This window comes from Alteromonas lipotrueae, from assembly GCF_019249255.1.
Classification (GTDB): Bacteria; Pseudomonadota; Gammaproteobacteria; order Enterobacterales; family Alteromonadaceae; genus Alteromonas; species Alteromonas lipotrueae.
In genome coordinates this window covers 315,208-338,505 of sequence record NZ_JAESDJ010000004.1, presented here as the reverse complement: position 1 = coordinate 338,505, position 23,298 = coordinate 315,208, and the positions used below count along the sequence as shown (strand labels likewise).

Below are 23,298 nucleotides of genomic sequence, written 5' to 3'. Positions count from 1 at the left end.
AATCACCCCTATTGCCATTTTGTTTCGTTATGTAAGAAAACAGGAGAGCAATATGAACGCATTTACAGAACATGATGTACTTCGCCCCTTCAGCGTTAAGCCACTTATTTACATAGCAATGAGTGTAGTTATCACCTTTGCTTTGTTTGCCGTTATGGCTAAATTGATAGAGAACGAACAGGTTGGGGGTAAAGTTACGGAATATCAGACTGTTGGGCCGATTGTACTGACGTTGGACGATCCTAAAGTGATTGTACGTACGCCTATAAAACCCATGGAGAAGCCTGTAGCTCAGCCGCCTATGGAAATACCTAAAGCAGATCCTACGCCCAATGATACTGATACAACGTTTAAGTTTACCCCTCAATTTACCAACAATACGGTGAATATAAATCCTAATTTTCAAAGTGGACAAAAGGATATGCAAGCTTCACCGCAATTTCGAGTAGATCCCTCTTTTCCCCAAGAGGCGTTGCGAGATGGTATAGAAGGATGGGTGAAATTAGGTTTTACGGTAGCGTCAAATGGTACGGTACAAGATATTCATATTATTAGCGCCGAGCCCAAGCGTGTGTTCGACCGTGCAGCCCGCAGAGCCTTGTCAAAATGGAAATATAAACCAAAAATAGAAAATGGTGTGCCAGTGGCTCAACATGATATGTTTGTTGTATTAGATTTTCGTTTTGAATCCGCTCGTCAATAGCATGTTTTGATTGGTTTTTACTTAGTTCTTCAAGGTGAATAAGGGAGCGCGTATGAGTTATGCCAGAGCAGGGCTGCTGATATCGGTAAAAGATTGGTTCAGTGCACCCTTAAGCGATGAAAGCTTAATGGAACGATATGCGCGTACGGGGGAACCTAAAGCGTTATCTCGTTTATACGATCAACATAGCAATGCATTGTATTACTATTTGCTGGTGTTGAGTAACGCAGATATGGCGGCAGATATAACTCAAAAAACGTGGCTAAAGGTAATAGAAAAAAAGCACTTGTATCGCCAGGAAGGAAAATTTCTGGGCTGGCTTTTCACCCTTGGCCGCAACACCCTGCTAGATGAACGTAGAAAGCAATATCAACAAAGTAACCATTGTAATCAGGTTGAAAGCTTGGTGTCTGATAGTAATCCGTTAGATGAGGTACCTGACTTTCACCAACTGTTAAAGCGGTTACCCTTCGAGCAGAAAGAAGCATTTTCCTTACAGCAAGAAGGGTTTAGCGTACACGAGATAAGTACAATTTGTTGTGTCCCTCATGAGACAGTGAAAACACGTCTTCGTTATGCAAGGGAAAAGCTTAAAAAAGCATTGGAGTCACAATCATGAACGACGAAAATGAACACTTCCGTCAGGCATATCAGCACAGTAAAAACCAACGCAAAGTGCCAGGTCGCATTAAACGTAAGGTAATAAATAATGCAAAACACCATGAATACTCACGTTTTGGGCAAGGTTCACGCTTTTGGCAACTTGTAGGAAGTGGGCATAAGGACTGGTTTGCATTTGGTGCGGCTGCTTTTGTATTGGTTATATTGGTAGGTATTTATGATTTTAAAAGCCAGGTAAGCAATACTGTAGATATTGCCACTATAGATGTTGAACTTGAAGTACACGGTTTTAGCGATGAAATAGCCGATGTAGATAGTAACGATTACAGCAAACAATATAAGGCTTATAGTAGAGCTTACGAACAACAGCTAGCCACATTGAATGCAGTAAGAACAAGTGTAGCGACACTGACGAACATCAATAATCAATGGACGTTAGTAGATTGCTCGTCAAAGCAAATAACCCTATCTGATAATCTTGTCGCGAGTATGAGAGCGCATCAGCGTATTGCCACAGGCATTGAAATTGGTGACCAAGTAGCATTAGCATTCAATCAAAATGGATTGATCTTAAATATTACTCGTTCTGCTGCGCCGAAAATGTGCTGACAAGATCTAGTCATTAAAAAAGCACTTGGGTTGAGCGTGAATTAAGCAATGCATAAAAATAAAAAGGGGGAAAGAAACATAGAATATCGCGGGTGAAAAGCGTAAGCCTTACGCGGCTTTATAAAATTTAAAATAACCGCGTAAGACCTTATACCTAAATATCAAGCCTAAACCTAACTACTTGCCTAAATCGTGCGCTCTAAACGCATTAGGCAGTAGTTCACCAATGGTGGTTTCGTGGGTTTTACCCGATTTAGTGACCATCACCACAGGGGTATCGTCTGGGGCAAATTCTGCAATTTTTTGTCGACAGCCTCCACAAGGAAAGCAAAATTCATCGTTCTGACTTGCCACAACAATAGATTGAATGCGTTTGTGGCCGTGGCTAACCATATTTCCAATGGCGCTAGCCTCAGCACATTGCCCAAGAGGGTAAGCGGCACTTTCTACGTTGCAGCCTGCAAAAATATCACCCGACTCAGTAAGTACAGCTGCACCCACTTTGAAATTAGAATAGGGGGAGTGCGAGTGTTGTTGTACTTCTTGTGCTTGTTCTATTAGTTTTTTTATCTTTTTATTATCCATAACTACCTACATTCTCCCGACTTATAACTTTACTTTTTACACTAAATGCGAGAAGGTTGGCGGCATATAAAGCCGCTTACGCATCTGTAACGCGGGATGTTTTTTCTTACTTAAGAATGCTTTTTTACCATGCGTCGAAACGTTAGTCTCATCTTTTTTTTCATACTTGTTGGTATTTTAGGCGGTTGTGCACAAACTCCAGAAGTTTCTCGCCAGCCACAAATGGGTAATTTACTGTTAGCAGAGCCAGCGCCAGTTAATCCTCGCTCTGAAATGGCTATTGCCCGTTACAATCAAATTTTGGGTAGCAGCGCCTTGTCTGATGAAGACAAAGCAGAACTTCACCTACAACGCGGAATGCTATACGACAGCGTTGGGTTAGGTGGGTTAGCACAGTTTGATTACAGTCAGGCTATCAACCTTAAGCCCGATTTTGCAGAAGCCTATAACTCTATGGGCATTCACTACATTCAGCAAAGTGACTTTATACAAGCCTACGATTCTTTCGATTCTACGCTAGAAATTAACCCTGAATATGATTTCGCTTTTTTGAACCGTGGCATTGCCTTGTATTACGGCGGTAGATCGGAATTGGCTATAGAAGACTTAGGCCGGTTTTTACAAAAGGATAATTCTGACCCGTTTCGTGCCTTGTGGGCGTATTTTGCCCATTACGATTTATCGCCAGAAGAAGGTCAGGCTTATTTAGCGGCTATTCGCCCAGAATTAAATAATGAACATTGGGCCACCACACTAACCGATTTATTTTTAGGCGTGGTTGATGAAAACGCAGTGCTTAATTCGCTACTCGACGGTGTAAAGAGTCAAAAAGCATTAACTGATAGGCTGTGTGAAGCGTACTTTTATTTAGGTAAGTACCATAGCCAAGATGGCAACAATGGTATCGCTTCTAACTATTTTAAGTTGGCGCTGAGCACCAACGTCTTTGATTATGTTGAACATCGTTACGCTCGAATGGAGCTTAACCGTCTTCGTCAACGTTCGTCAGACGCTGAAGAGTAACAGCGTCTAGACAATGCGTGGATTAACATTAGCGATAATAGCGCTGTTGCTGATAGCGGGTGACAGCGGCCGTTACACGCAGCAGTTAGTGCGTAATGCTACCTCGGCAATACACGCTTATGATAAGCAATTTCTCTTAGCCGAACCTATTACAACCGAGCCTAAGTTATCTGATGCATTGGCACCCGAACAAGCCGGTTCTGATCCACTTAGCTCTAATTCAGCCAGCGCTGATTCAACTGCTAGCGCTCCCGCGAGTAACTCACTTTCATCAAATAAAGCTCGGCCGTTAAAGCAAAGCGTTTACGCGCTGCTATGGCTTGCGGCGCAAAATCATGAACAATCTGGTACAAGTCAGGGCAACGACAATGCCAGCGAAGAAGCACAACACCTTCTTATCAATGTAGCAACTAAAAATAATGCCCAATATTGGCTTGAGCAGTTAGCCTCAATTAATAATGCTGACGCAGCATGGGCGTTATACCAATTACTAGGTGAGGAGGCCGCTTCAGATCGGCTGGTTCGTTTAGCTGCCCTTGGTAATGTCGCCGAAGCGCAACTCGCCTTTGCCATGGCGACTGAGAACCCAGAAAAACGAGAGAAATGGTTAATTAGAGCGGCTGAACAAGGCTATATGCCTGCTCAAGCTGCACTCGCTGATTGGTATCTGTTACACGCTCAACCAGAATTGGCAAAACCTTGGCTTCAAAAAACGGCCATGGATGATATGCAAAGTGCTTTTAAGTACGGCAGGTTATTGTGGGATGAAAATAATCGTGACGACGCAAAGGTATTTATTCAGCGCGCCGCTAAGGAAGGTCATAAATTAGCGCAGCAGATGGCGTCTGTCATCAAGCGCTATAGTCCAACAACACCTTCAAATGTACCTCAATATTTATGGCAAACGAATACGGCGTGTCACCAGCGAATACAACTTGTGGCCACTTCTTTGGCCACAATTGCTCGTGCTGATAAGTTATATAAAGACTATGTGAACGATGAACGGTTGAGTGAACTGCCACTATGTATCGCGCCGCCTTTATGGCTTGAAAATAATGTGCTTGATTGTAACGCTAATTTTCAAGGGCAAGGTAATCTTGCCTGCAACGTGAAGCCACTGGCGCCAATTGTTAAGGCTCGGGATGTTACCCATGCCATCGTGGTATCGGAGCAGGGCAAAGCCAATGTTCAAAATGGGGTGATGTACTTAGATATAAGCGATGCTTACTCGGTGATGGTACACGAACTGGCGCACTTCGCTGGTTTTATTGATGAATATGCGTTGTCACGCAACGCCGCAAGGCGTTACTGCACCAAAGAAGGGTTAAACACGTTTGCACCGCCTAATCTTACCATGGACGGCGCCATTGCTTATTATCCTCAAAACACGGTGAATCGCTGGGAAACAAAAGCCAAAGAAAAATTTTTACCTTTACGGGTAGGTACCGCTAAAACCTGTGGTGCAATTAATGTCACTAGTTACAAGCCTAGCCGTGTGATCACATTTATGGAGCACCATGATAGTGGTGTCATACCCGATTTGTATTTGTCGTTGTGGCAAGGGCAATTGGCAAACCCTGCGGCGCAGCGGCCTATTTCAATGAACTTATTTCAGGCTTTTCATAAAAGCGGACAACCCCAAGAGGCCGGGCAATGGCTTGCAGCCTACGAAAGCCACAAGGCGAGTGGTGAAATGAATGCGGGGGAGGCAGCAGCCGATGCTGCTACCACTACCAATGCGAATACAGACGCTAAAACCAATACCGAAGAATAGAGTGTTAAACCCGATTTCTTAATGCTTCATCACGTAGTTCACTGACCCACATTGATGTAGCACCGCAGATGGCGACTGGCATTACAATAAAGTTCACCACGGGAATAAGTGAAAAGATATTCACCATAATGCCAAAGGACATCGATTTGCCTTTATGCTGCGATAGATGATTTTGCATGCGCTTGAAATCAATTTTGTGGTTATCGTAAGGGTAATCGCAGTATTGAATTGCCATCATCCAGGCTGAAAATAAGAACCACAGAATTTGTCCGAACACAGGCACAAATATAAACAGTATTAAGAAGCCTATAGCACGAGGGATATACCAAAAGAGTTTTGTGAATTCTCGGCCCAAGGTGCGAGGAATGTCTTTTACAAGGTCGAGTAATCCATCGTCACCCATCGCTTGCCCAGTTAAGTGGCGCTCAACTTTTTCTGATAATACACCATTAAAAGGCGCAGCAATCCAGTTTGCAAGTGTGCCAAATATCAGGGCAAATATAAGCAGTACACTTAACACCGCTAACGGCCATAAAAAGAAATTCACTGCTGTTTTAATCCAGCCCAGCCATTCAGGCACTAGGTTGATCACATAGCTTATGCCGTATTCAATTTGACCAAATAGAAAATAGAATGCGGCGGAAAAAAGCAGAATGTTGATAGCCAAAGGAACAAAAACAAAGCGTTTTAAGCCTTTAGTTTTGATTAATGAAAACCCTTCAAAAAAATAATGTATACCACTTCGCGAACTCATCATTACTCCAGTGCTCGGTTTTACTAAGACGGTTTTACTAAAGCTTTTACTAAAACATAGTTATTTACACATTATACGTAACACCCTAACGCAAACGAAATGGTAATTGTTACAAGCTGTTAGATTTGGTAAAGTCCAAGCATAATAAAAACCATAAAAATGTGCTTCCTAATGCACTTAGCCAATACGCTAAATATTTCTTTTATAACATTTAACCCATATCAACGGGGCGCATCTTGTTACGTAGCTTTAGTGCGTAAGGTATTGTTGTGCGTTTAAAAAAGATCAAACTAGCGGGCTTTAAGTCCTTTGTAGACCCAACCACAATTCCTTTTCCTAGTGAAATGACCGCTGTTGTCGGCCCAAATGGGTGCGGAAAGTCGAATGTAATCGATGCCGTACGATGGGTGTTAGGGGAAAGTTCTGCTAAGAATTTACGTGGCGATGCCATGACCGACGTTATCTTCAACGGCTCTACCGCACGCAAACCTGTGGGGCAGTGCAGTGTTGAGTTATTTTTTGATAACAGTGCAGGGCGAATTGGCGGCGAATATGCGACCTACAGTGAATTGTCGGTAAAACGATTAGTTACCCGCGATGCCCAATCTACCTATTTTCTAAACGGCACTAAATGTCGTCGTCGTGATGTGACCGATTTGTTTTTGGGCACAGGGTTAGGGCCTCGCTCTTACGCCATTATTGAACAAGGTATGATTTCTCGGCTAATAGAATCTAAGCCGCAAGAGCTGCGAATTTTCATCGAAGAAGCGGCCGGTATTTCCAAGTACAAAGAAAGAAGGCGGGAAACTGAAAATCGTATTCGCCACACCCAAGATAATCTAGCGCGGTTAAATGATGTGCGTGATGAACTTGGTCAACAACTTGAAAAGCTTCAGCGCCAAGCCGCGACTGCAACCCGTTATAAAATGTTGCGTGAGAAAGTGCGTGAACTGAAGGGGCAATTAGCGGGTATTCGCTTTTTAAAAAATAGCGAACAAACTGAAAACTTAAAGCAGGCGCTGCAAGGTCACCAGCAAGCACTTGATGCATTAGTGTTACGGCAACATGGCGATGAAGCGGGCATGCTCACCTACAAAGAGCAACTGGCGCAAAACAAACAAGCTGCCGATGATGTACAGCAGCAGCTATTTACCACCAGTAACGCTATTACTCGCATTGAACAAACCGAATTGCATAGTCAGCAGCGCAAACAGCAAATTGAGGCCGAACTTGTCACGTTGAATGAGCAAACAAACTTGTTAGTCACTGGGTTAGATGAAGCTAACCAAGCATTGGCCACGTCTAAATCGGGTTTAGACAACTTGGTGCCCCAGCAAGAGTTAAATGATGAAGCCTTGGCGCAAGCCAAAGACATGTTTGAAAATGCCGAGCAAGAACGCCGTGATTTCAGTGCACAAAGTCGCGAGCACGAACAAATTTATCATCGTTTAAAGCAAGAAGTGCAAACCTGTCATAGTCAAATTCAGTCGACAATGAACATGCAGCTTCGTACTTCGCAGCGTATCAGTGAACTGAACGATGAGCTTAGCCAGCTTGATACCGATGATATTGCCGATCGCATTGCCATGTTGTCCGCGCAAATTGATGAAGCCGAAGTTCAGGTAAGCGAGGCGTTGGAACAATACAACGACACCAAAGAAGCCCTTAAAAGCAGTCAACAAGCCTTAGCACAAGCTGACACATTGCATAGACAGCGAGACGGCGAACGACAATCTGTACAATCTACAATTGCGGCACTGTCTGCACTACAAGACGATGCAGCTACCAGTAATTCAGACATTCATAGCGACTTACAATTGTTGTGGCAGCAGCTGAATGTGCCAGAACATTTGAATGACTGTGTGGAAACCGTATTGCGCTATTGGCATCAACCTTATATTGCCGGTTCTCTTGAAATAAACGACTTAGTTAATCATATACCGCTTTTGCCCATGGGGGGGCGGGTGTTTGCCCAATCAGCTTTCACCGATGTAAAACAACCCAACACCTTGGCTGCCGTTTTACCAAACGAACGGGTGCCAGAAGCGTTCAATCATATTCTATTGTGTGAAACCAACGCTGATGCAGTGAATATGGTCAGCACCCTTCAAAACACAATGTCCGTACTTTCAGAAGAAGGTCTGTGGTGTGCTAAAGATTGGGTAGTGCGGGGCGGTGAAGTTGAAAACAGCGTGTTACATAGAGCATCAAAGCTGGCTGAATTAAGTGAAAAGCTTAACCGTATTGAAAACGATAAATTATCAGCCCTGACAAAAGTAGAAGAGGCCACTGTGCTGGTTAGTCGTAATACTGAGCAAAGTGACCATGCCAAACTCACTTATGAGAACCTTAAAAATACCCTAGTTCAGCATACCAATGCCATGTCTGTCTTGGTGATGCAAAACGAGCAGTTAGCGGCGCAAAGCGTAAAACTTAAAGACGAATTAAGCAAGCAAAACGTCATGTTGAGTAAAGAAGATGCGCAGCTTATAACATTATCTGAACAGCTTGAAATTCATGAAGCGCAGTTATCGGAATACGAAGAGCGCGTTAGCGAAGCGCAAAATAACCGAGAACAATTTGATAATAAGGTGGCGCAACTTCGTAGTAAGGTAGAGTCGTTAACACATCAGGCTCATGAAATGGCATTAAAAGTACAGCAATTGGAAAGTCATCAGAACTTATACGCCCAACAGGTAACGCGTAACCAACAACAGCTAACCGACTATCAATCAAGACGAGATACGCTAAGCAAAGAGCTTACAGATTTGTCGGCGCCACAAGCGGTTCAAAAAGTCCAACTACAAGAACTGCTTACACAAAAAAGTGAACTTGAAAACAAGCGTTCCGAATACCAATCTAAGCATGATGAAATAGAACAAATGCTGCGTGAGTCAGAAAAAGGTCAACAGGCGTTAGCCAAAGACATTCAAGAGCGCACGAGTAGCATTGAAAAGCTCAATATTGAGATTGAGGGCTTTAAAGTGCGTGCTTCCGCTATTTTGGAACAGCTAGAAGACAGCAAGCAGTCGCTCAAATCTATACTTGAAACACTGCCTGACGCGGCAGATGAAACAAAGTGTCAGAAGGAACTTGAAAGCACGCAGGGCAGTTTGTCACGGTTAGGGGCGGTGAACCTAGCAGCAGTAGAAGAATTTGATACCCAATCGGAACGAAAGTTACACCTTGATACTCAATATCATGACTTAACCGATGCGTTAGACACATTGCAAAGCGCAATACGTAAAATAGATAAAGAAACCCGTACCCGTTTTTCTACTACGTTTGAGCAAGTGAACCAAGATTTGAAAACCCTGTTTCCTAAAGTGTTTGGAGGAGGCTCTGCTTATTTAGCGTTAACCGACGATGACTTGCTAGAAACTGGGGTGACTATCATGGCGCGCCCTCCTGGTAAGAAAAATAGTACAATTCACCTTTTAAGCGGTGGAGAAAAAGCGTTAACCGCTTTATCATTGGTATTTGCGATATTTAGGCTTAATCCAGCACCATTTTGTTTGCTGGATGAAGTTGATGCACCATTGGATGATGCTAACGTTGGGCGTTTTTGTAACTTGGTTTCAGAAATGTCGCAAACGGTACAGTTTATTTATATCACCCACAATAAAATTGCGATGGAAATGGCAAGTCATTTAACCGGTGTTACCATGGCAGAGCCTGGTGTGTCTAGGATGGTAGCGGTTGATGTTGAACAAGCAATGGCTTTCGCAGAAGCATAACAAAGGGCGACGAAGCTAAATGGAAGATGAATTACGTCTATCACTATTGTTTGCAGGTACCTGCTTTATAATTGCAGTGCTTGCGCACGGTATTTGGAAAATTCGCAAAAACGGTAAGCCGAGCAGTAAACCTCGGGTTGAACCTCGTCAGTGGGCAGATACTGGCGAGGAAGAGAGTTCGCAATCAAAAGGTTTTGACGAGTTAGGTATTGGCCAAGTTCGCGTGGTTAGCGCCGGCAGTGCTGAAGGAAATTCACAAGACAGCTTTCATACAAGCGATGAGCAAAACGTAGATGATGCATCTAGCCATGACAATCACACTGCGGCGAGTACCTCCAAAGCAAAAAGTTTTTATGGCACCGATGATAGCGATGCTAGTGTTGAGCGTGATGTTAATAACGTATCGGATAAAACATCGCCTTACAATGAAACGGGTGATCCTTTAGCTGATTCTACGCAGAAAGAAGCTAATTTCTCTAGTACTGGATCGAGCGCTGAAGATTCCGCTTCCGACACTAATACACCGAAAGAAAAGGTAGCCGATAAACCTAAGCTTTATGGTTCGGTGGTGTCTAATCCAAAGCCACACCTTCAAAGCACTTCCGCCCCTGCCAGTGAAGATGATGGATTTAGTTCAGATGCATTCCCAGAACCGCCAGGTTTTCTATTACGAGAAGGCGAAGATGAACCTGCTAGCGAAGTTGAAACTGCCGCTACCAACCAGCCTTCTGCGACTTATAGTGCTATAGACGGTACACCAGTGTCTCCTGATGCGGGCAATAGCCAACCAACGCCTGAACACAACTCACCAGAAATTGATGATTTCAGTTTGGACTCACCGGCAACACAATCTGTGTCGGGTAATACTGCGCAAACAGGCCACAAAGAGACCCAAAATCAGGCAAGCGAAGGTGCTGAAGTCGTTAGTGCCAGCGGCCTAGGTGAACAAGCTAAGCGCTTTATGAAAGGAAAGCGCAGCAAACCTATTTCCCGTAAGCGCCAAGAGCCTAAATTTGGCGATGATCAAATGCGTATCGATTTTGACGATAGTGCAGCCAATGCAGGAAGCGCAGAAAGTACCAGTAAAGACAGCCAAGATAACAGTATGCAAAGTGCTACTGCTTCTGGCAGCCGCACCCAAAACGGCGGCGCTTCTGAGCAAGTTGAGCAAGAAGTACTCGTACTCAACGTGAAAGCCCCCGAGGACGACCCAATAGCTGGCGCGGCCTTGTTGCCAATGCTATTAACGCTTGGCTTTAAGTTTGGTGACCAAGATATTTTCCATCGTCATGTCAATTCAAATGGTAAAGGGCCGGTATTATTTAGCTTGGCTAATATGTTTAAGCCTGGAATTTTCGATATTGATAGTCTCGAAACGTTTAACACGCAGGGTGTTTCTCTGTTTATGATCCTGCCCATTGAGGGCGACCCTCATCAAGTGTTCAATATGATGCACAACGCTGCACGTAAGTTGGCGGATGAGTTCGGTGCTCAAGTGCTTGATGGACGTCGTAGTGTGCTAACTAAACAAGGTTTACAGCAATACATGGAAAAAATACGTGAGTTTGAACGCAAACGTATGATTACCCGCCAGTAGTCAATTCCTACAAATTTGCATAAAGGGCCTGTCTTTTTAGCGGCCCTTTTTTGTTTTCTCATGCTACCATTAGGACAATTATTTGGCGTTAAGTACAGTCACTCAATTAGCATTGAGTGAGCGTGCTGCTTTTTGTTTTAGTTAGCAGAGTGAAACCGCCATTTCTTTTAAAAAATTACACGCAAGTATCATCATGTCAGACACGTTAGAACAAGCAAAAGCCCGCGCCGAATCACTTCGTGGGCAGATAAATGAATACAACTATCAATACTATGTGCTCGATGCCCCTACAGTGCCCGATGCGCAATATGATAGAGATATGCAGGAACTCATTAGCATCGAAAAGCAATTCCCTGAATTGCAGAGTGTAAGTTCGCCAAGTCAAAAAGTGGGGGGCTCTGCGCTTTCTGCTTTCGAGCAAGTTACCCATGAAGTGCCTATGTTATCACTTGATAACGCGTTTGATGATGTGTCGCTATTGGCGTTTGAAAAACGTATTTACGATCGCCTGAAAGACAATAAAGAACTCGGTTTTAGTTGCGAACCAAAGCTTGATGGATTGGCGGTTAGTATTCTTTATGAAAATGGCGAAATGGTACGTGCAGCGACTCGGGGTGATGGCCAAGTTGGCGAGAACATTACTACCAATGTTCGCACCATTGCTAACGTTCCTCTTAAATTACGCGGCGAAAACTACCCATCTCGATTGGAAGTTCGCGGCGAAGTATTTATGCCTAAAAAGGGCTTTGAAGCGCTTAATGATTATCAGCGTGCTAACGACGGTAAAGTTTTCGCTAATCCGCGTAATGCTGCCGCTGGAAGCCTTAGACAGCTTGATTCAAAAGTAACAGCGAAACGCCCGTTAATGTTTTACGCCTATTCTTTGGGTGTGGTTACGCCTGAGGATTTTGAGCTGCCACATCATCATAGTGCGCGATTAGCGCAATTAGGTGAGTGGGGCATACCCTTATGCCCTGATATCGACACCGCAGAGGGAGGCAAAGGCTGCTTAGCGTATTATCAGCGAATATTGACCCTTCGTGACGACTTACCTTACGATATTGATGGCGTAGTGTTTAAAGTTGATGATATTAGCGTACAACAAACATTAGGCTTTGTGGCACGCGCGCCGCGCTGGGCCATTGCACAGAAGTTCCCTGCCCAAGAAGAAATAACCAAACTGTTAGATGTTGAGTTTCAAGTAGGACGTACCGGTGCAATAACGCCAGTGGCAAGATTAGAGCCCGTGTTTGTTGGCGGTGTTACTGTGTCAAACGCCACACTACATAACCAAGATGAAATTGACCGACTAGGGGTGAAAGTAGGCGACTACGTTATTATTCGACGTGCAGGCGATGTTATTCCCCAAGTGGTTTCTGTTGTACAAGCTAAAAGGGATGACAGTGTGAGAGACATTGCCTTTCCTACATCCTGTCCAGTTTGTGGCTCAAATGTTGAAAAATTAGAAGATGAAGCGGTTGCTCGCTGTACCGGTGGTTTAATATGTGCGGCGCAGCGCAAGCAAGCGTTAAAGCACTTTGCCTCTCGAAAAGCTTTTGATATCGATGGTTTAGGCGATAAGTTGGTCGACCAACTCGTTGATGCCGATTTAGTACATAGCCCTGCAGATTTCTTTCAGCTTAAATTGGGCGATGTGGTAGGCCTTGAGCGAATGGCTGAGAAGTCTGCTGCGAAATTGTTGCTTTCTCTTGAGGCATCTAAAGCCACAACGCTTGCTAAGTTTTTATATGCGTTAGGCATTAGGGAAGTCGGTGAGGCTACTGCGGCTAATCTTGCTATGCACTTTGAAACCCTTGATGCAGTTCGTAATGCGAGCGAAGACGAACTCATTGAAGTGCAAGATGTAGGCGCTATTGTTGCGGCGCATTTGCATAACTTCTTCAACGAACCGCACAACACCGATGTTATCGACGCCTTACTAGAGGCGGGTATTAATTGGCCTGCAATTGAGAAAAAACCACAAAGTGCGTTACCCCTGGATGGAAAAACCTGCGTAGTAACAGGGACACTAAGCGAAATGGGCCGCTCTGATGTAAAAGCGAAACTGCAATTGTTGGGAGCCAAAGTGGCAGGCTCGGTATCGAAAAATACCTCATTTTTGGTCGCGGGTGAAAAAGCGGGCTCTAAGTTGACCAAAGCACAAGAGCTAGATGTTGACGTGTGGGATGAAGCTAGGTTACTCGCCTTTTTAGCAGAGCATGACTAGCCTTTATAATTAGTACAGCATGAGCAGCCAGCATTAATAGAACGTAAACCATTCAAATGTAAAAAAGGCGCTTAAAAGCGCCTTTTTCGTGTTTATTTACGTGTTTGTCTGCCTGGGTGTCGGCAGGGTGAGCACGCTACTGGGCTTGCAATTTCGCTTTTGCACGAGCCAATCTTCTGCGCTCCCATGCTTTCTTTACCTGAAAGCGCCAAATCCAATTAAGTGTGAAGTACCCCACAGCACTGGCGATAATGGAACAAATTGCGCAGCCAACCAAAAATGCGGGGCCAATGGTGCTGATACTTTCCACTACCCACTGCCAACTGAATTGGAATTCAAAGTGTTCAGGCTTGGTCCCAAGTACAGTAGAACCAATTTTATATGCAGCATAAAATATGGGCGGAATGGTGAAGGGGTTGGTTACCCACACTGTGGCTACCGATAGCGGCAAATTCGCACGAAAAGGAATGGCGACGCCCGCAGAAAGCCACATTTGAAAGGGCACAGGCCAAAAAGCAAAAAACAGCCCAATACAAAACCCGCCTGCCGCTGAACGTCTGTTTAAATGCCATAAATTAGGTTCGTGCAAAACGCTGCCAAATACGCGCAGAATTTTGTTGTTCTTTACAGCCTGCGGTTCGGGCAGGAAACGTCTAATAAATTTCTTTGGCATAACACTCGTTCGTTAACTATCAACTTGTGGGCTACATTCAGCCAACTATATTTATTGCTACGTAAAACAATGGTAAATCGTATCACAATTTGGTGTGGCAGTTTTTGTGTTAGCGCAACAACCGCAGCTTTATGGCCCGCGTTGCCATCGCTAAACGTAGTGATGACGCTGGCCATAGGTGGTGGTGTACTGCTGTTCCTTTCAATGCGTAATTTTCACATACAAACAATAAGTGGTAACGAGCAAACTCGTTGGATGAAATTTGGCCTTATTGTAGTTAGTGGCGCGTTAATAGGTGCTACATGGTTGGCGAGTTTAGGGTATTGGCACCTATCTTGGCAACTACCACAGAGCAAAATTCAACAAGATGTCACAATTAATGCGGTAGTTGACCATGGCGGCTGTCTCAGTGGTCAAAAAAGCGCCGTGGGTAGCCAAGAAAATAGAGTAAATACACAAACCTCGGAAAAAATCGAAAGTGTAGCAAACGTAGGAATATCTAAACCTTCCCAAAGCGCAGGGTATGAAAAAGATAAACAGCGATTTATGGCGTATGTCGTCAACGTCAAAGCCATAGACGATATAGCACTGAAATTCACTCGAAAAATGACATTGAGCCATCGCGTGACGGGCATATGCTTACACAACGGCGACAAATTTACTGCCATAGCGAAATTAAAACCTGCCTACGGAACCCTCAACCCAGTAGGCTTCAATCGGCAACAATACCTTGCCAGCCAAGAAATTGTTGCTACGGGTTATATCAAACAGTTACACAGTGAAACCGTGGTTCACAACCATAGCACTCGTCACAATATGTCGAGTTTTTTATCTACACTGCCCCTTATTCAAATGCGCTGGTTTCAGGCGTTATTGATTGGGGAACGTAGTCTGTTGACCAAAGAAGACTGGCAAACCATTGGGCAAACGGGTACCGCACATATATTCAGTATATCGGGAATGCACTTATCCATTATCGCCATGACGGCATTTTATGCCTGTAGTGCGGTGATTCTTTTCGCCAGCAGCATGGCGAATGGGAAGTATGCTTTTATAAACCTAAGGGGCTACGTATTAACAACCTTGATTATTAGTGCGGCCCTCTATGTCATGTTAAGCGGTATGGCGCTGCCTGTGGTAAGGGCCTTTGTTTTATTGTTAGTGGGTATAGGCTTTGCTGTATTCAATAGTGTGTTACGGCCATTTCATATGGGCGTTTTCATGCTGTTCACTTGTATTGTGTTGTTTCCTTTGTCGTTGCTGCAAGCCAGCTTTTACTTAAGTATTGGCGCGGTGATGAGTATTTGGCTGCTTAATTGGCGATTTCGGTTTCAAGCAATGCCTTGGTATAAGGCATTATGCTGCATGCAGTTAGGGGTTAGTATTGCGATGGCGCCTATCACCCTATTATGGTTTGGTACGGCTAGTACTATAGGGATTTTCGTTAACCTCTTTGTATTGCCTATCATTACACTTATTCTTCCTGTTGCATTGCTTGCCGTGATGGCGGGGTATTATATTCCTGCCAGTTTAGGTTTTGCTATTTGGGTGTTACTCAAAATAGATAGGGTATTAGGCTGGCTTTTAGCGTGTTTGAGCGAAGCGGCATCTTGGCCAATAAGCGCAATTCACTTTTATCCCACCACAGGCACAGTGATTTGCCTGCTTATCGCCATGTTATTAACAATATTACCCAGGTGGCGATACAAATGGGCCTGTGTGTTATTGCTAATACTCCCCGTTACCTTCTCCTTTATTCATTCTTCTCCAACTCGCTGGTTTGTAAATGTGTTTGATGCTGGGCAGGGAACGGCAATTGCGCTAACAAAGGGGCCCCAAGCCATCATTATTGATACAGGGCCTATGTATAACGGTGAAGCGCCATTAGCGAGTAAGGTTATACCTGCATTCCTCAAGCGAAATAACAGTGAACAAGTAGATATGGTTATTCATAGTCATGGCGATACTGATCACGCAGGGGGGGAAAAACCATTCAAAGCCTGGTTAGACAACAAAGGTATTCAACCAACATGGATAAGCCCGATAGAGGGATGTGAGCGCGGTAGGGTAATAAACTGGCAAGGGTTAACACTTACCTTTTTATGGCCTGTAAAAGGGAATCAAGAAGACAGTAATGCTATGTCTTGCGTGATTAAAATTGATGATGGACACCACAGTATTCTGCTTCCTGGTGATATTGAACGAGCAAGTGAGTATGCCATACTGCATGCAGAAAAAAGGCGAATGGCAGTGGGAGTTGATGCGAGAAAAAACGGCTTTCAAGATGATAAAAGTAACTACAAAAAAATGACAGTACGTGCTGATGTGTTAATTGCACCACATCATGGCAGTAAAACCTCATCCACCGATATATGGATCCAAAGTGTTTCCCCTGATGTGGTTATTTATACCCAAGGGTATGAAAATAGATGGAAATTTCCAAGCAAATCTGTTTTTTCTCGCTACCAGCATTATGGCGTTCGCCAGTTTACCACTAGCGAATTTGGTTTCATTCGACTTGAGTTCGCAGAAGGTGACTATATAGTTAGTTCAGAACGAAAGGACACCCAAAACCGATGGTATTTGCCAAGTTACACGCCTAGGCACCTTGTTTCTTCAGAATCTGAATTGAAAAATGAGGACAATTTCTAAGCAAAGCATGGGGTTGATTAGGGAAATTACTCAAGTACTAGTACAATAGCTAGGGTGAAAGTAATGAATAACGAACAGGTTAAAACACTTTGATGCAACAAACCGATCCGTCGGCCTTCCAGGTTAAACGCTTTTTACGCTATCTGCGTGAATTTAAACTCCCTTTCTTCGTTGCCGTTATTGGCATGGTGGGCTACTCCGCAGTAGATACTTTCGTATTTGCACAATTGCAGCCCATGATTGACGAGTCACTAGGGAAAAATGATCAGGCGTACTTACGATTAGCTGCGTATGCGATAGTTCCTTTGTTTTTGTTACGGGGTCTATTTAACTTTCTTGGTACCTATACATTAACGTGGATTGGTGCGCAGGTCGTCATGCGTATGCGACAACAGTTGTTCGATAAATATATCCATTTACCGGTGTCATTCCACGATACCCAAGCAGTGGGGGCGTTAATTAGTAAAGTGACCTACGACACCGAACAAGTTGCCAATGCTTCTGGTAAAGCCTTGTTAACCTTGGTTCGGGAAGGGGCGCTTGTTATTGGACTACTCGCGGTAATGTTTTATTACTCATGGCAGTTATCTATTATCTTCTTGTTAATTGGCCCTTTAGTTGCCGTTATTGTCTCATTCGTGAGTAAGCGGTTTAGAGTGGTGAGTCGAAACATTCAACAAGCGATGGGCAATTTAACCTCTGCGGTAGAGCAGGCGGTAAAAGGCCATAAAGTGGTCATTATGTTTGGTGGGCAAACCATCGAACAAAAACGCTTCGAGCAGAAAAATAATAATAACCGCCAACAAACCATGAAGCTTGCGGTTACCCAAATTTTAAGTGTGTCGTCTATTCAGGTTATTGCGTCTGTTGCGTTAGCTGTAGTGCTTTATATTGCCAGTACGCCGGGCATGGTTGAAAAGCTCTCTGCGGGTGTATTTATCAACGTGGTGTTTTGTATGGTGATGCTACTAAAACCTTTGAAGCAACTGACGACGATTAATAATGAGTTTCAAAAAGGCATGACTGCCTGCGTAAGCGTATTTGAAATATTAGATAGGGAAAACGAAGCCGATTCAGGCGACATAAAAGTAGAGCGTGCAGTTGGAAAAATTGAATTCGATGATGTGACCTTTACTTACCCAGGCAAGCATTCGCCTGCGTTAACGAACGTCTCGTTTACCGCAGAACCTGGCCACTCTGTTGCTTTGGTAGGGCGTTCTGGAAGCGGAAAGTCGACCATTTCGTCGCTACTTACCCGGTTCTATTCCCCGCAAAGTGGGCAAGTTAGGTTGGATGATAACCCTTTAGACAGTATCGATTTAAAATCACTACGGGCGCAGTTTGCGGTAGTGTCGCAAAACGTAACATTGTTTAACGATTCTATTGCCAATAACATTGCTTATGGTGCAAAAGAAACCGCGTCGCAGGCCAAAATTGAGCAAGCCTGCAAAATGGCTCACGTCGATGAGTTTTTGGGTAATTTACCTGAAGGTATCGATACCGTTATTGGTGAAAATGGTCTTATGTTATCTGGCGGCCAACGTCAACGTATCGCTATTGCCCGCGCTATTTTAGCCGATGCGCCTATTCTGATTTTAGACGAAGCGACCTCGGCGCTAGATACGGAATCGGAAAGGCTTATTCAAGATGCACTAGAAACATTGCAAAAACGTTGTACCAGTATTGTGGTAGCACACAGGTTATCGACGATTGAAAATGCCGACACTATCATGGTGGTTGAGCAAGGTCGCATTATTGAAAGTGGTAAGCATCAGGAGCTACTTGAAAAAGGTGGGCATTATGCGCAGCTTCACGCGCTACAGTTTGGTGATAACTAAGTGAACCGTATGGTGAAGCGCTGGTACGCTGGTCACCCGCTAGTGTGGCTGTTATCGCCACTCGCGATACTTTTCTGGCTGATATCAGCTTTTCGTAGATTTTTGTTCTCTACAGGCCTGAAAAAAGTGTATCGCGGCCGTGCTAAGGTTATTGTAGTAGGCAATATTTCGGTTGGCGGTAACGGTAAAACCCCCGTAGTACTTGCACTCGCGCAGTATTATCGCGAAAAAGGTATTCGAGTTGGTATTTTAAGTAGAGGGTATGGCGGTAAGTCTAGCTATTACCCTCGTCAAGTCACCGCGAATGATGATGCCAGTGAAGTAGGGGATGAACCTCGACTACTGGCCATTCGAAGTCAAGTACCCGTGGTGATTGACCCTATACGTAGCCGAGGCGCAGATTATCTTTCAAATGATCTTAATTGCGACCTCATTATCTGTGATGATGGTCTTCAACATTATGCGTTAGCAAGAGATGTTGAAGTGGTGGTAATGGACGAACGGTTAACCGGCAGTGGCTTTTTAATACCTATGGGGCCGCTTAGGGAAGGTCACTGGCGGCTGGCAACCGTAGATGCCATCGTGCATAACCGTGCTGACAATAAGATACCAAACCTTAAAGCAGGCCAAACACCTCAGTACCTTATGCACCTAGAGGCTTCAGAAGTGTGCTCTGTAACAAAGCCCACTGAGCAGACTGAGCTTACTAGTTTATCCGGTAAGACTATTACTGCCATGGCGGGTATTGGTGCGCCTGAACGCTTTTTCTCGCAGTTAAAGAGTATGGGGCTAACGCTGTCAAGCACGTTACCTTTCCCTGACCATCACCAATTTACAGCAGATGAAATCCCATCAGGTACTGTGCTAATGACCGAAAAAGATGCGGTGAAGGTAAGTGATATCGCCCACAACGATTGTTGGTATTTGCCCGTTTCAGCAAATATCGATCAGAAGTTTTTCACACAAATAGATAACAAGCTGGTTAATGCCGGCTTAACAATGACGCCTTAGCAAGCAAGGAAATACAATGGCATTTGATAACAAATTATTAGAAGTACTGGCATGCCCAGTGTGCAAAGGGAAGTTGGTGCTTAATGATGAAAAAGATAAGCTAATCTGCCGCTTTGACCGTTTGGCTTACGACATTAAAGACGGTATTCCGGTGCTTATCGAAAGCAAAGCAACGGTAATGACACTCGATGAAGTAGACGCAACGCGATAGGTGTGTGATGGCATTTACAGTAGTTATTCCCGCACGATATGGCTCTAGCCGTTTTCCAGGTAAACCTCTGGCTGATATTAACGGTAAACCCATGATTCAGCATGTGGTGGAGCGAGCCACTGAGGCGGGGGCTGAGCGAATAATAGTCGCCACTGACGATATGCGTATTGCCGATGCCGCTAACCAATTTGCTCATGTTTGTATGACGGCCGATACACACCAGTCAGGCACCGAACGCATAGCAGAAGTGATAGAGAAAGAAAACATTGCCGCTGATAGCATAGTGGTTAATGTGCAAGGCGATGAACCTTTCATACCCGCGGCAAATATTAAGCAAGTAGCAAATAATTTGTCGAATGCACCTCAATGTGTGATGGCGACCTTGTCTACGCCCATTTTAGAAAGCGACGATGTATTCAATCCTAATATGGTTAAAGTACTGGTAAATGCACATCAAGAGGCGATGTATTTCTCTCGTTCGGCCATTCCATTTGAACGTGATCGTATGATGGAAAACCGTCAAAGTGCTGATCCTAAGTTGTATTTTAGACATATAGGCATTTATGCGTACCGTGCACAATACGTGCAGCAGTACGTAAGTTACCAGCCTAGTGCCCTTGAGCAAATTGAGTCTCTCGAGCAGCTTCGGGCATTGTGGTATGGCGACAAAATCCATTGCGACGTAGCCGATGCTAAACCACCCGTAGGTATCGACACGCTTGAGGATCTTGCGCGTTTGCTGGCATCGTTAGAGTAGGCCGCGCTTTTTATTTGCTTTTTTAGCGGCTCAAAAAACGAGTAACCAACAAAAAAAACCAAAAGACATTACGGTATTCAAATGCAAAAATGATTAGGCTGCTGAAAGGCTAATCAAAGCGTTGCCAATAACTGGTTAACACTGGCATTCATTGTGAATACATGTCATCGACTTTTTTCTTTATAGCATTGGTATTTGTAGCGTGCAGCATATAAATAGGGAGCGTTAAAATGAACGTAGTCATTACAGGGGGCAACCGCGGTATTGGTCTAGCCCTAGTTAAGCAATTCAAATCGAAAGGCGCGACAGTGTACGCCACCTGTCGCAATAGTTGTGATGAGCTGAATTCAGCTGGCGTTAAAGTGATAACCGGTGTTGATGTATCGCAGCCAGATACGCTGGCAGATAGTTTAGCGGAATTAACAGACGTTAAGATTGATTTGCTCATTAATAACGCGGGTGTGTTAGGCAGAGAAACCTTAGAAGACTGGGAACCCCATACCATAGATTATCAGTTTAGAGTGAATGCCATGGGGCCTCTGCTTGTCACACAAACCCTTCTTCCATCAATGGCCGACAACAGTAAGATAGCCATGATCACCAGCAGAATGGGTTCTATGACTGATAACACTTCTGGCGGTTACTACGGGTATAGAATGTCGAAAGCGGCGCTAAATGCAGCCGGTGTGTCACTAGCAAACGATCTCAAGCCACAAGGAATAGCGGTTGGTTTGTTTCACCCCGGGTTTGTGCAAACTGAAATGGTGAATGGTAGCGGCGATATTGATGCCGATACCTCGGCTGAGAGATTGGTCGCTCGTATCGAAGAAATGACCCTTGATAACGCAGGGCGATTCATTCATTCAAATGGCGACGAACTGCCTTGGTAAGTGCGTGGCAACTAGTGTCTGATTGTGTTTTTGACATACGATAACAAGATTAAAAAACCGGTAACTCTTTAGGAACTACCGGTTTTTTGTTTCTTATATTGTCACTATTACGATCAGCATGTTGAAAGCCTAATGGCCTCTTCTACGATTAATCTTGGCTTTCGTCTTCGTCTTGATCTTCAGACAGTACCGCCCACACATCGTGTTCGTTAGCATGAATGACTTCAGCCCACACCCGTTGACCAGGTTTCACGTCATATACGCCATTAAGGTGAACTAGCCCATCAACTTCAGGCGCATCGGCATAAGTTCGGCCTACAGCGCCTTCGCTGTCTACGCTGTCGATAACCACTTGGTATTCATTACCAATGCGCGCTTGTAAACGCTGTGCACTAATTTCACCCTGAACTTCCATGAAGCGTGCTAAACGTTCTTGTTTAACGTCTTCAGGCACAGGATCAGGTAAGTCGTTGGCGCGAGCACCTTCAACCGGTGAGTAAGCAAATGCACCTACACGATCTAACTGTGCTTCACGAATAAAGTCGAGTAACTCTTCAAACTCTTCTTCGGTTTCACCCGGAAAACCTACGATAAAGGTTGAACGGATAACCAATGAAGGGCAGGCTTCACGCCATTTCTTAACGCGCTCTAGGGTGCGATCTGCACTACCAGGGCGTTTCATTAAACGTAAGATACGCTTATTGGCATGCTGAAACGGGATATCAAGGTAAGGTAGAATTTTACCTTCATTCATGAGTGGAATAAGGTCGTCGACATGTGGGTAGGGATAAACATAGTGAAGACGCACCCAAATGCCCATTTCACCCAGTTTTTCACACAACTGTTGCATGTGAGTTTTAACGGGCATGCCATCCCAGAAGCCTGTTCTGTGCTTCACATCAACACCGTATGCACTGGTGTCTTGTGAAATAACCAATAGCTCTTTAACACCAGCGGCTTTGAGACGCTTTGCTTCGTCTAAAACACTGCCCACAGGGCGGCTTACAAGGTCGCCACGCATCGATGGAATGATGCAGAAAGTACACCTGTGGTTACAACCTTCTGAGATTTTTAAATACGCGTAATGACGAGGCGTAAGTTTAACACCGTGATCGGGCACTAAATGTTCAAACGGATTATGTTGAGGCTTAGGTAAATGTTCGTGAACTTGCTCAACTACCGACTCATAAGCGTGAGGGCCGGTAATAGCCAGTACATTAGGGTGTACTTCACGGATTTCATCTTCTTTAATGCCCAAACAGCCAGTTACAATGACTTTGCCGTTTTCTTTAAGCGCTTCACCAATGGTATCAAGTGACTCTTCTACCGCCGCATCAATAAAGCCGCAGGTATTAACAATAACCAAATCAGCATCGTTGTATGTAGGCACAACATCGTAGCCCTCGGTACGCAATTGCGTAAGAATGCGCTCGGAGTCTACCAAGTTTTTTGGGCAGCCTAAGCTGACAAACCCAATGCGGGCGCCGTTGCTTGCACCTGTACTACGATTTTCAGTCAGTGTTTTGACTGGTGTTTCTAAAGTAGTGGTTTTGTTTGCTGCTTTACTTGGATTAAAGGTTTCTACAGTCATCTAAAATATCACCCGGTAAACGACGCTACTTGTGCCTAAAATGGC

At 44.4% G+C, this 23,298-nt stretch carries 18 protein-coding genes; 14 read left to right on the top strand and 4 right to left on the bottom strand.

Features of this window, described 5'->3' with window-relative positions; all coding sequences use genetic code 11:
• Nucleotides 1-52 precede the first annotated feature (52 nt).
• Genes KYS23_RS08365 through KYS23_RS08355 form a run of 3 tightly spaced genes read left to right on the top strand, consistent with a single transcriptional unit; the run spans nucleotide 53 to nucleotide 1,933 of the window.
• Nucleotides 53-703: an energy transducer TonB gene (locus KYS23_RS08365; protein WP_218396425.1), complete on the top strand. Its 651-nt coding sequence runs from the start codon at nucleotides 53-55 to the stop codon at nucleotides 701-703.
• Nucleotides 704-755: 52 nt separating this feature from the next.
• Nucleotides 756-1,322: a sigma-70 family RNA polymerase sigma factor gene (locus tag KYS23_RS08360; RefSeq protein ID WP_232370602.1), complete on the top strand. Its 567-nt coding sequence runs from the start codon at nucleotides 756-758 to the stop codon at nucleotides 1,320-1,322.
• Nucleotides 1,319-1,933, top strand: a complete 615-nt coding sequence (locus KYS23_RS08355) for a hypothetical protein (RefSeq protein ID WP_218418374.1) — start codon at nucleotides 1,319-1,321, stop codon at nucleotides 1,931-1,933. Before KYS23_RS08360 ends, KYS23_RS08355 begins: the two co-directional genes overlap by 4 nt.
• 177 nt (nucleotides 1,934-2,110) lie before the next feature.
• On the opposite strand, the gene cdd is transcribed toward KYS23_RS08355, so the two are convergent.
• On the bottom strand, nucleotides 2,111-2,518 hold the full coding sequence (gene cdd, locus KYS23_RS08350) for a cytidine deaminase (protein ID WP_159530069.1): 408 nt from the start codon (nucleotides 2,516-2,518) through the stop codon (nucleotides 2,111-2,113).
• Nucleotides 2,519-2,647: 129 nt separating this feature from the next.
• Here cdd and nlpI point away from each other — a divergent pair, with 129 nt between their 5' ends.
• Together nlpI and KYS23_RS08340 are read left to right on the top strand one after the other, a co-directional pair.
• Complete coding sequence (gene nlpI, locus KYS23_RS08345) at nucleotides 2,648-3,541, top strand: lipoprotein NlpI (protein WP_159530071.1); 894 nt, start codon at nucleotides 2,648-2,650, stop codon at nucleotides 3,539-3,541.
• A 13-nt stretch (nucleotides 3,542-3,554) separates the two neighbouring features.
• The gene (locus KYS23_RS08340) at nucleotides 3,555-5,315 is read left to right on the top strand and encodes a tetratricopeptide repeat protein (RefSeq protein ID WP_246604331.1); all 1,761 of its coding nucleotides are present in this window, start codon (nucleotides 3,555-3,557) and stop codon (nucleotides 5,313-5,315) included.
• A 4-nt stretch (nucleotides 5,316-5,319) separates the two neighbouring features.
• Here KYS23_RS08340 and cysZ read toward each other — a convergent pair whose 3' ends face one another.
• Entirely contained in the window at nucleotides 5,320-6,069 is a 750-nt protein-coding gene (gene cysZ / locus KYS23_RS08335; RefSeq protein WP_126872387.1) for a sulfate transporter CysZ, read from the bottom strand.
• Nucleotides 6,070-6,338: 269 nt separating this feature from the next.
• Here cysZ and smc point away from each other — a divergent pair, with 269 nt between their 5' ends.
• From smc to ligA, 3 genes are all read left to right on the top strand, one after another.
• Complete coding sequence (smc, locus tag KYS23_RS08330) at nucleotides 6,339-9,806, top strand: chromosome segregation protein SMC (protein WP_218418373.1); 3,468 nt, start codon at nucleotides 6,339-6,341, stop codon at nucleotides 9,804-9,806.
• Nucleotides 9,807-9,825: 19 nt separating this feature from the next.
• Entirely contained in the window at nucleotides 9,826-11,403 is a 1,578-nt protein-coding gene (gene zipA, locus KYS23_RS08325; protein ID WP_218418372.1) for a cell division protein ZipA, read from the top strand.
• Between the two features lie 193 nt (nucleotides 11,404-11,596).
• The gene (gene ligA, locus KYS23_RS08320; RefSeq protein ID WP_159530077.1) at nucleotides 11,597-13,630 is read left to right on the top strand and encodes an NAD-dependent DNA ligase LigA; all 2,034 of its coding nucleotides are present in this window, start codon (nucleotides 11,597-11,599) and stop codon (nucleotides 13,628-13,630) included.
• A 136-nt stretch (nucleotides 13,631-13,766) separates the two neighbouring features.
• Here the strand turns inward: ligA and KYS23_RS08315 are convergent, their stop codons facing one another.
• On the bottom strand, nucleotides 13,767-14,303 hold the full coding sequence (locus KYS23_RS08315) for a DUF2062 domain-containing protein (RefSeq protein ID WP_159530079.1): 537 nt from the start codon (nucleotides 14,301-14,303) through the stop codon (nucleotides 13,767-13,769).
• 69 nt (nucleotides 14,304-14,372) lie between these two features.
• Here KYS23_RS08315 and KYS23_RS08310 point away from each other — a divergent pair, with 69 nt between their 5' ends.
• The 6 genes from KYS23_RS08310 (at nucleotide 14,373) to KYS23_RS08285 (ending at nucleotide 21,662) form a co-directional block, all read left to right on the top strand.
• On the top strand, nucleotides 14,373-16,955 hold the full coding sequence (locus KYS23_RS08310; protein WP_218418371.1) for a DNA internalization-related competence protein ComEC/Rec2: 2,583 nt from the start codon (nucleotides 14,373-14,375) through the stop codon (nucleotides 16,953-16,955).
• 92 nt (nucleotides 16,956-17,047) lie between these two features.
• The gene (gene msbA, locus KYS23_RS08305; RefSeq protein WP_218418370.1) at nucleotides 17,048-18,793 is read left to right on the top strand and encodes a lipid A export permease/ATP-binding protein MsbA; all 1,746 of its coding nucleotides are present in this window, start codon (nucleotides 17,048-17,050) and stop codon (nucleotides 18,791-18,793) included.
• A 9-nt stretch (nucleotides 18,794-18,802) separates the two neighbouring features.
• Nucleotides 18,803-19,804 (top strand): tetraacyldisaccharide 4'-kinase, encoded by a 1,002-nt coding sequence (gene lpxK / locus KYS23_RS08300; protein WP_218418392.1) that lies wholly within the window; start codon nucleotides 18,803-18,805, stop codon nucleotides 19,802-19,804.
• A gap of 16 nt (nucleotides 19,805-19,820) precedes the next feature.
• Complete coding sequence (locus KYS23_RS08295) at nucleotides 19,821-20,015, top strand: Trm112 family protein (RefSeq protein ID WP_013783967.1); 195 nt, start codon at nucleotides 19,821-19,823, stop codon at nucleotides 20,013-20,015.
• A 7-nt stretch (nucleotides 20,016-20,022) separates the two neighbouring features.
• The gene (gene kdsB / locus KYS23_RS08290) at nucleotides 20,023-20,772 is read left to right on the top strand and encodes a 3-deoxy-manno-octulosonate cytidylyltransferase (protein ID WP_218418369.1); all 750 of its coding nucleotides are present in this window, start codon (nucleotides 20,023-20,025) and stop codon (nucleotides 20,770-20,772) included.
• Nucleotides 20,773-21,002: 230 nt separating this feature from the next.
• A complete protein-coding gene (locus KYS23_RS08285; RefSeq protein ID WP_159530089.1) occupies nucleotides 21,003-21,662 on the top strand; it encodes an SDR family oxidoreductase in 660 nt (219 codons plus the stop codon).
• 148 nt (nucleotides 21,663-21,810) lie between these two features.
• On the opposite strand, the gene rimO is transcribed toward KYS23_RS08285, so the two are convergent.
• Nucleotides 21,811-23,253, bottom strand: coding sequence for a 30S ribosomal protein S12 methylthiotransferase RimO (rimO, locus tag KYS23_RS08280; RefSeq protein ID WP_126872340.1), 1,443 nt, complete (start codon nucleotides 23,251-23,253; stop codon nucleotides 21,811-21,813).
• Between the last annotated feature and the right edge of the window lie 45 nt (nucleotides 23,254-23,298).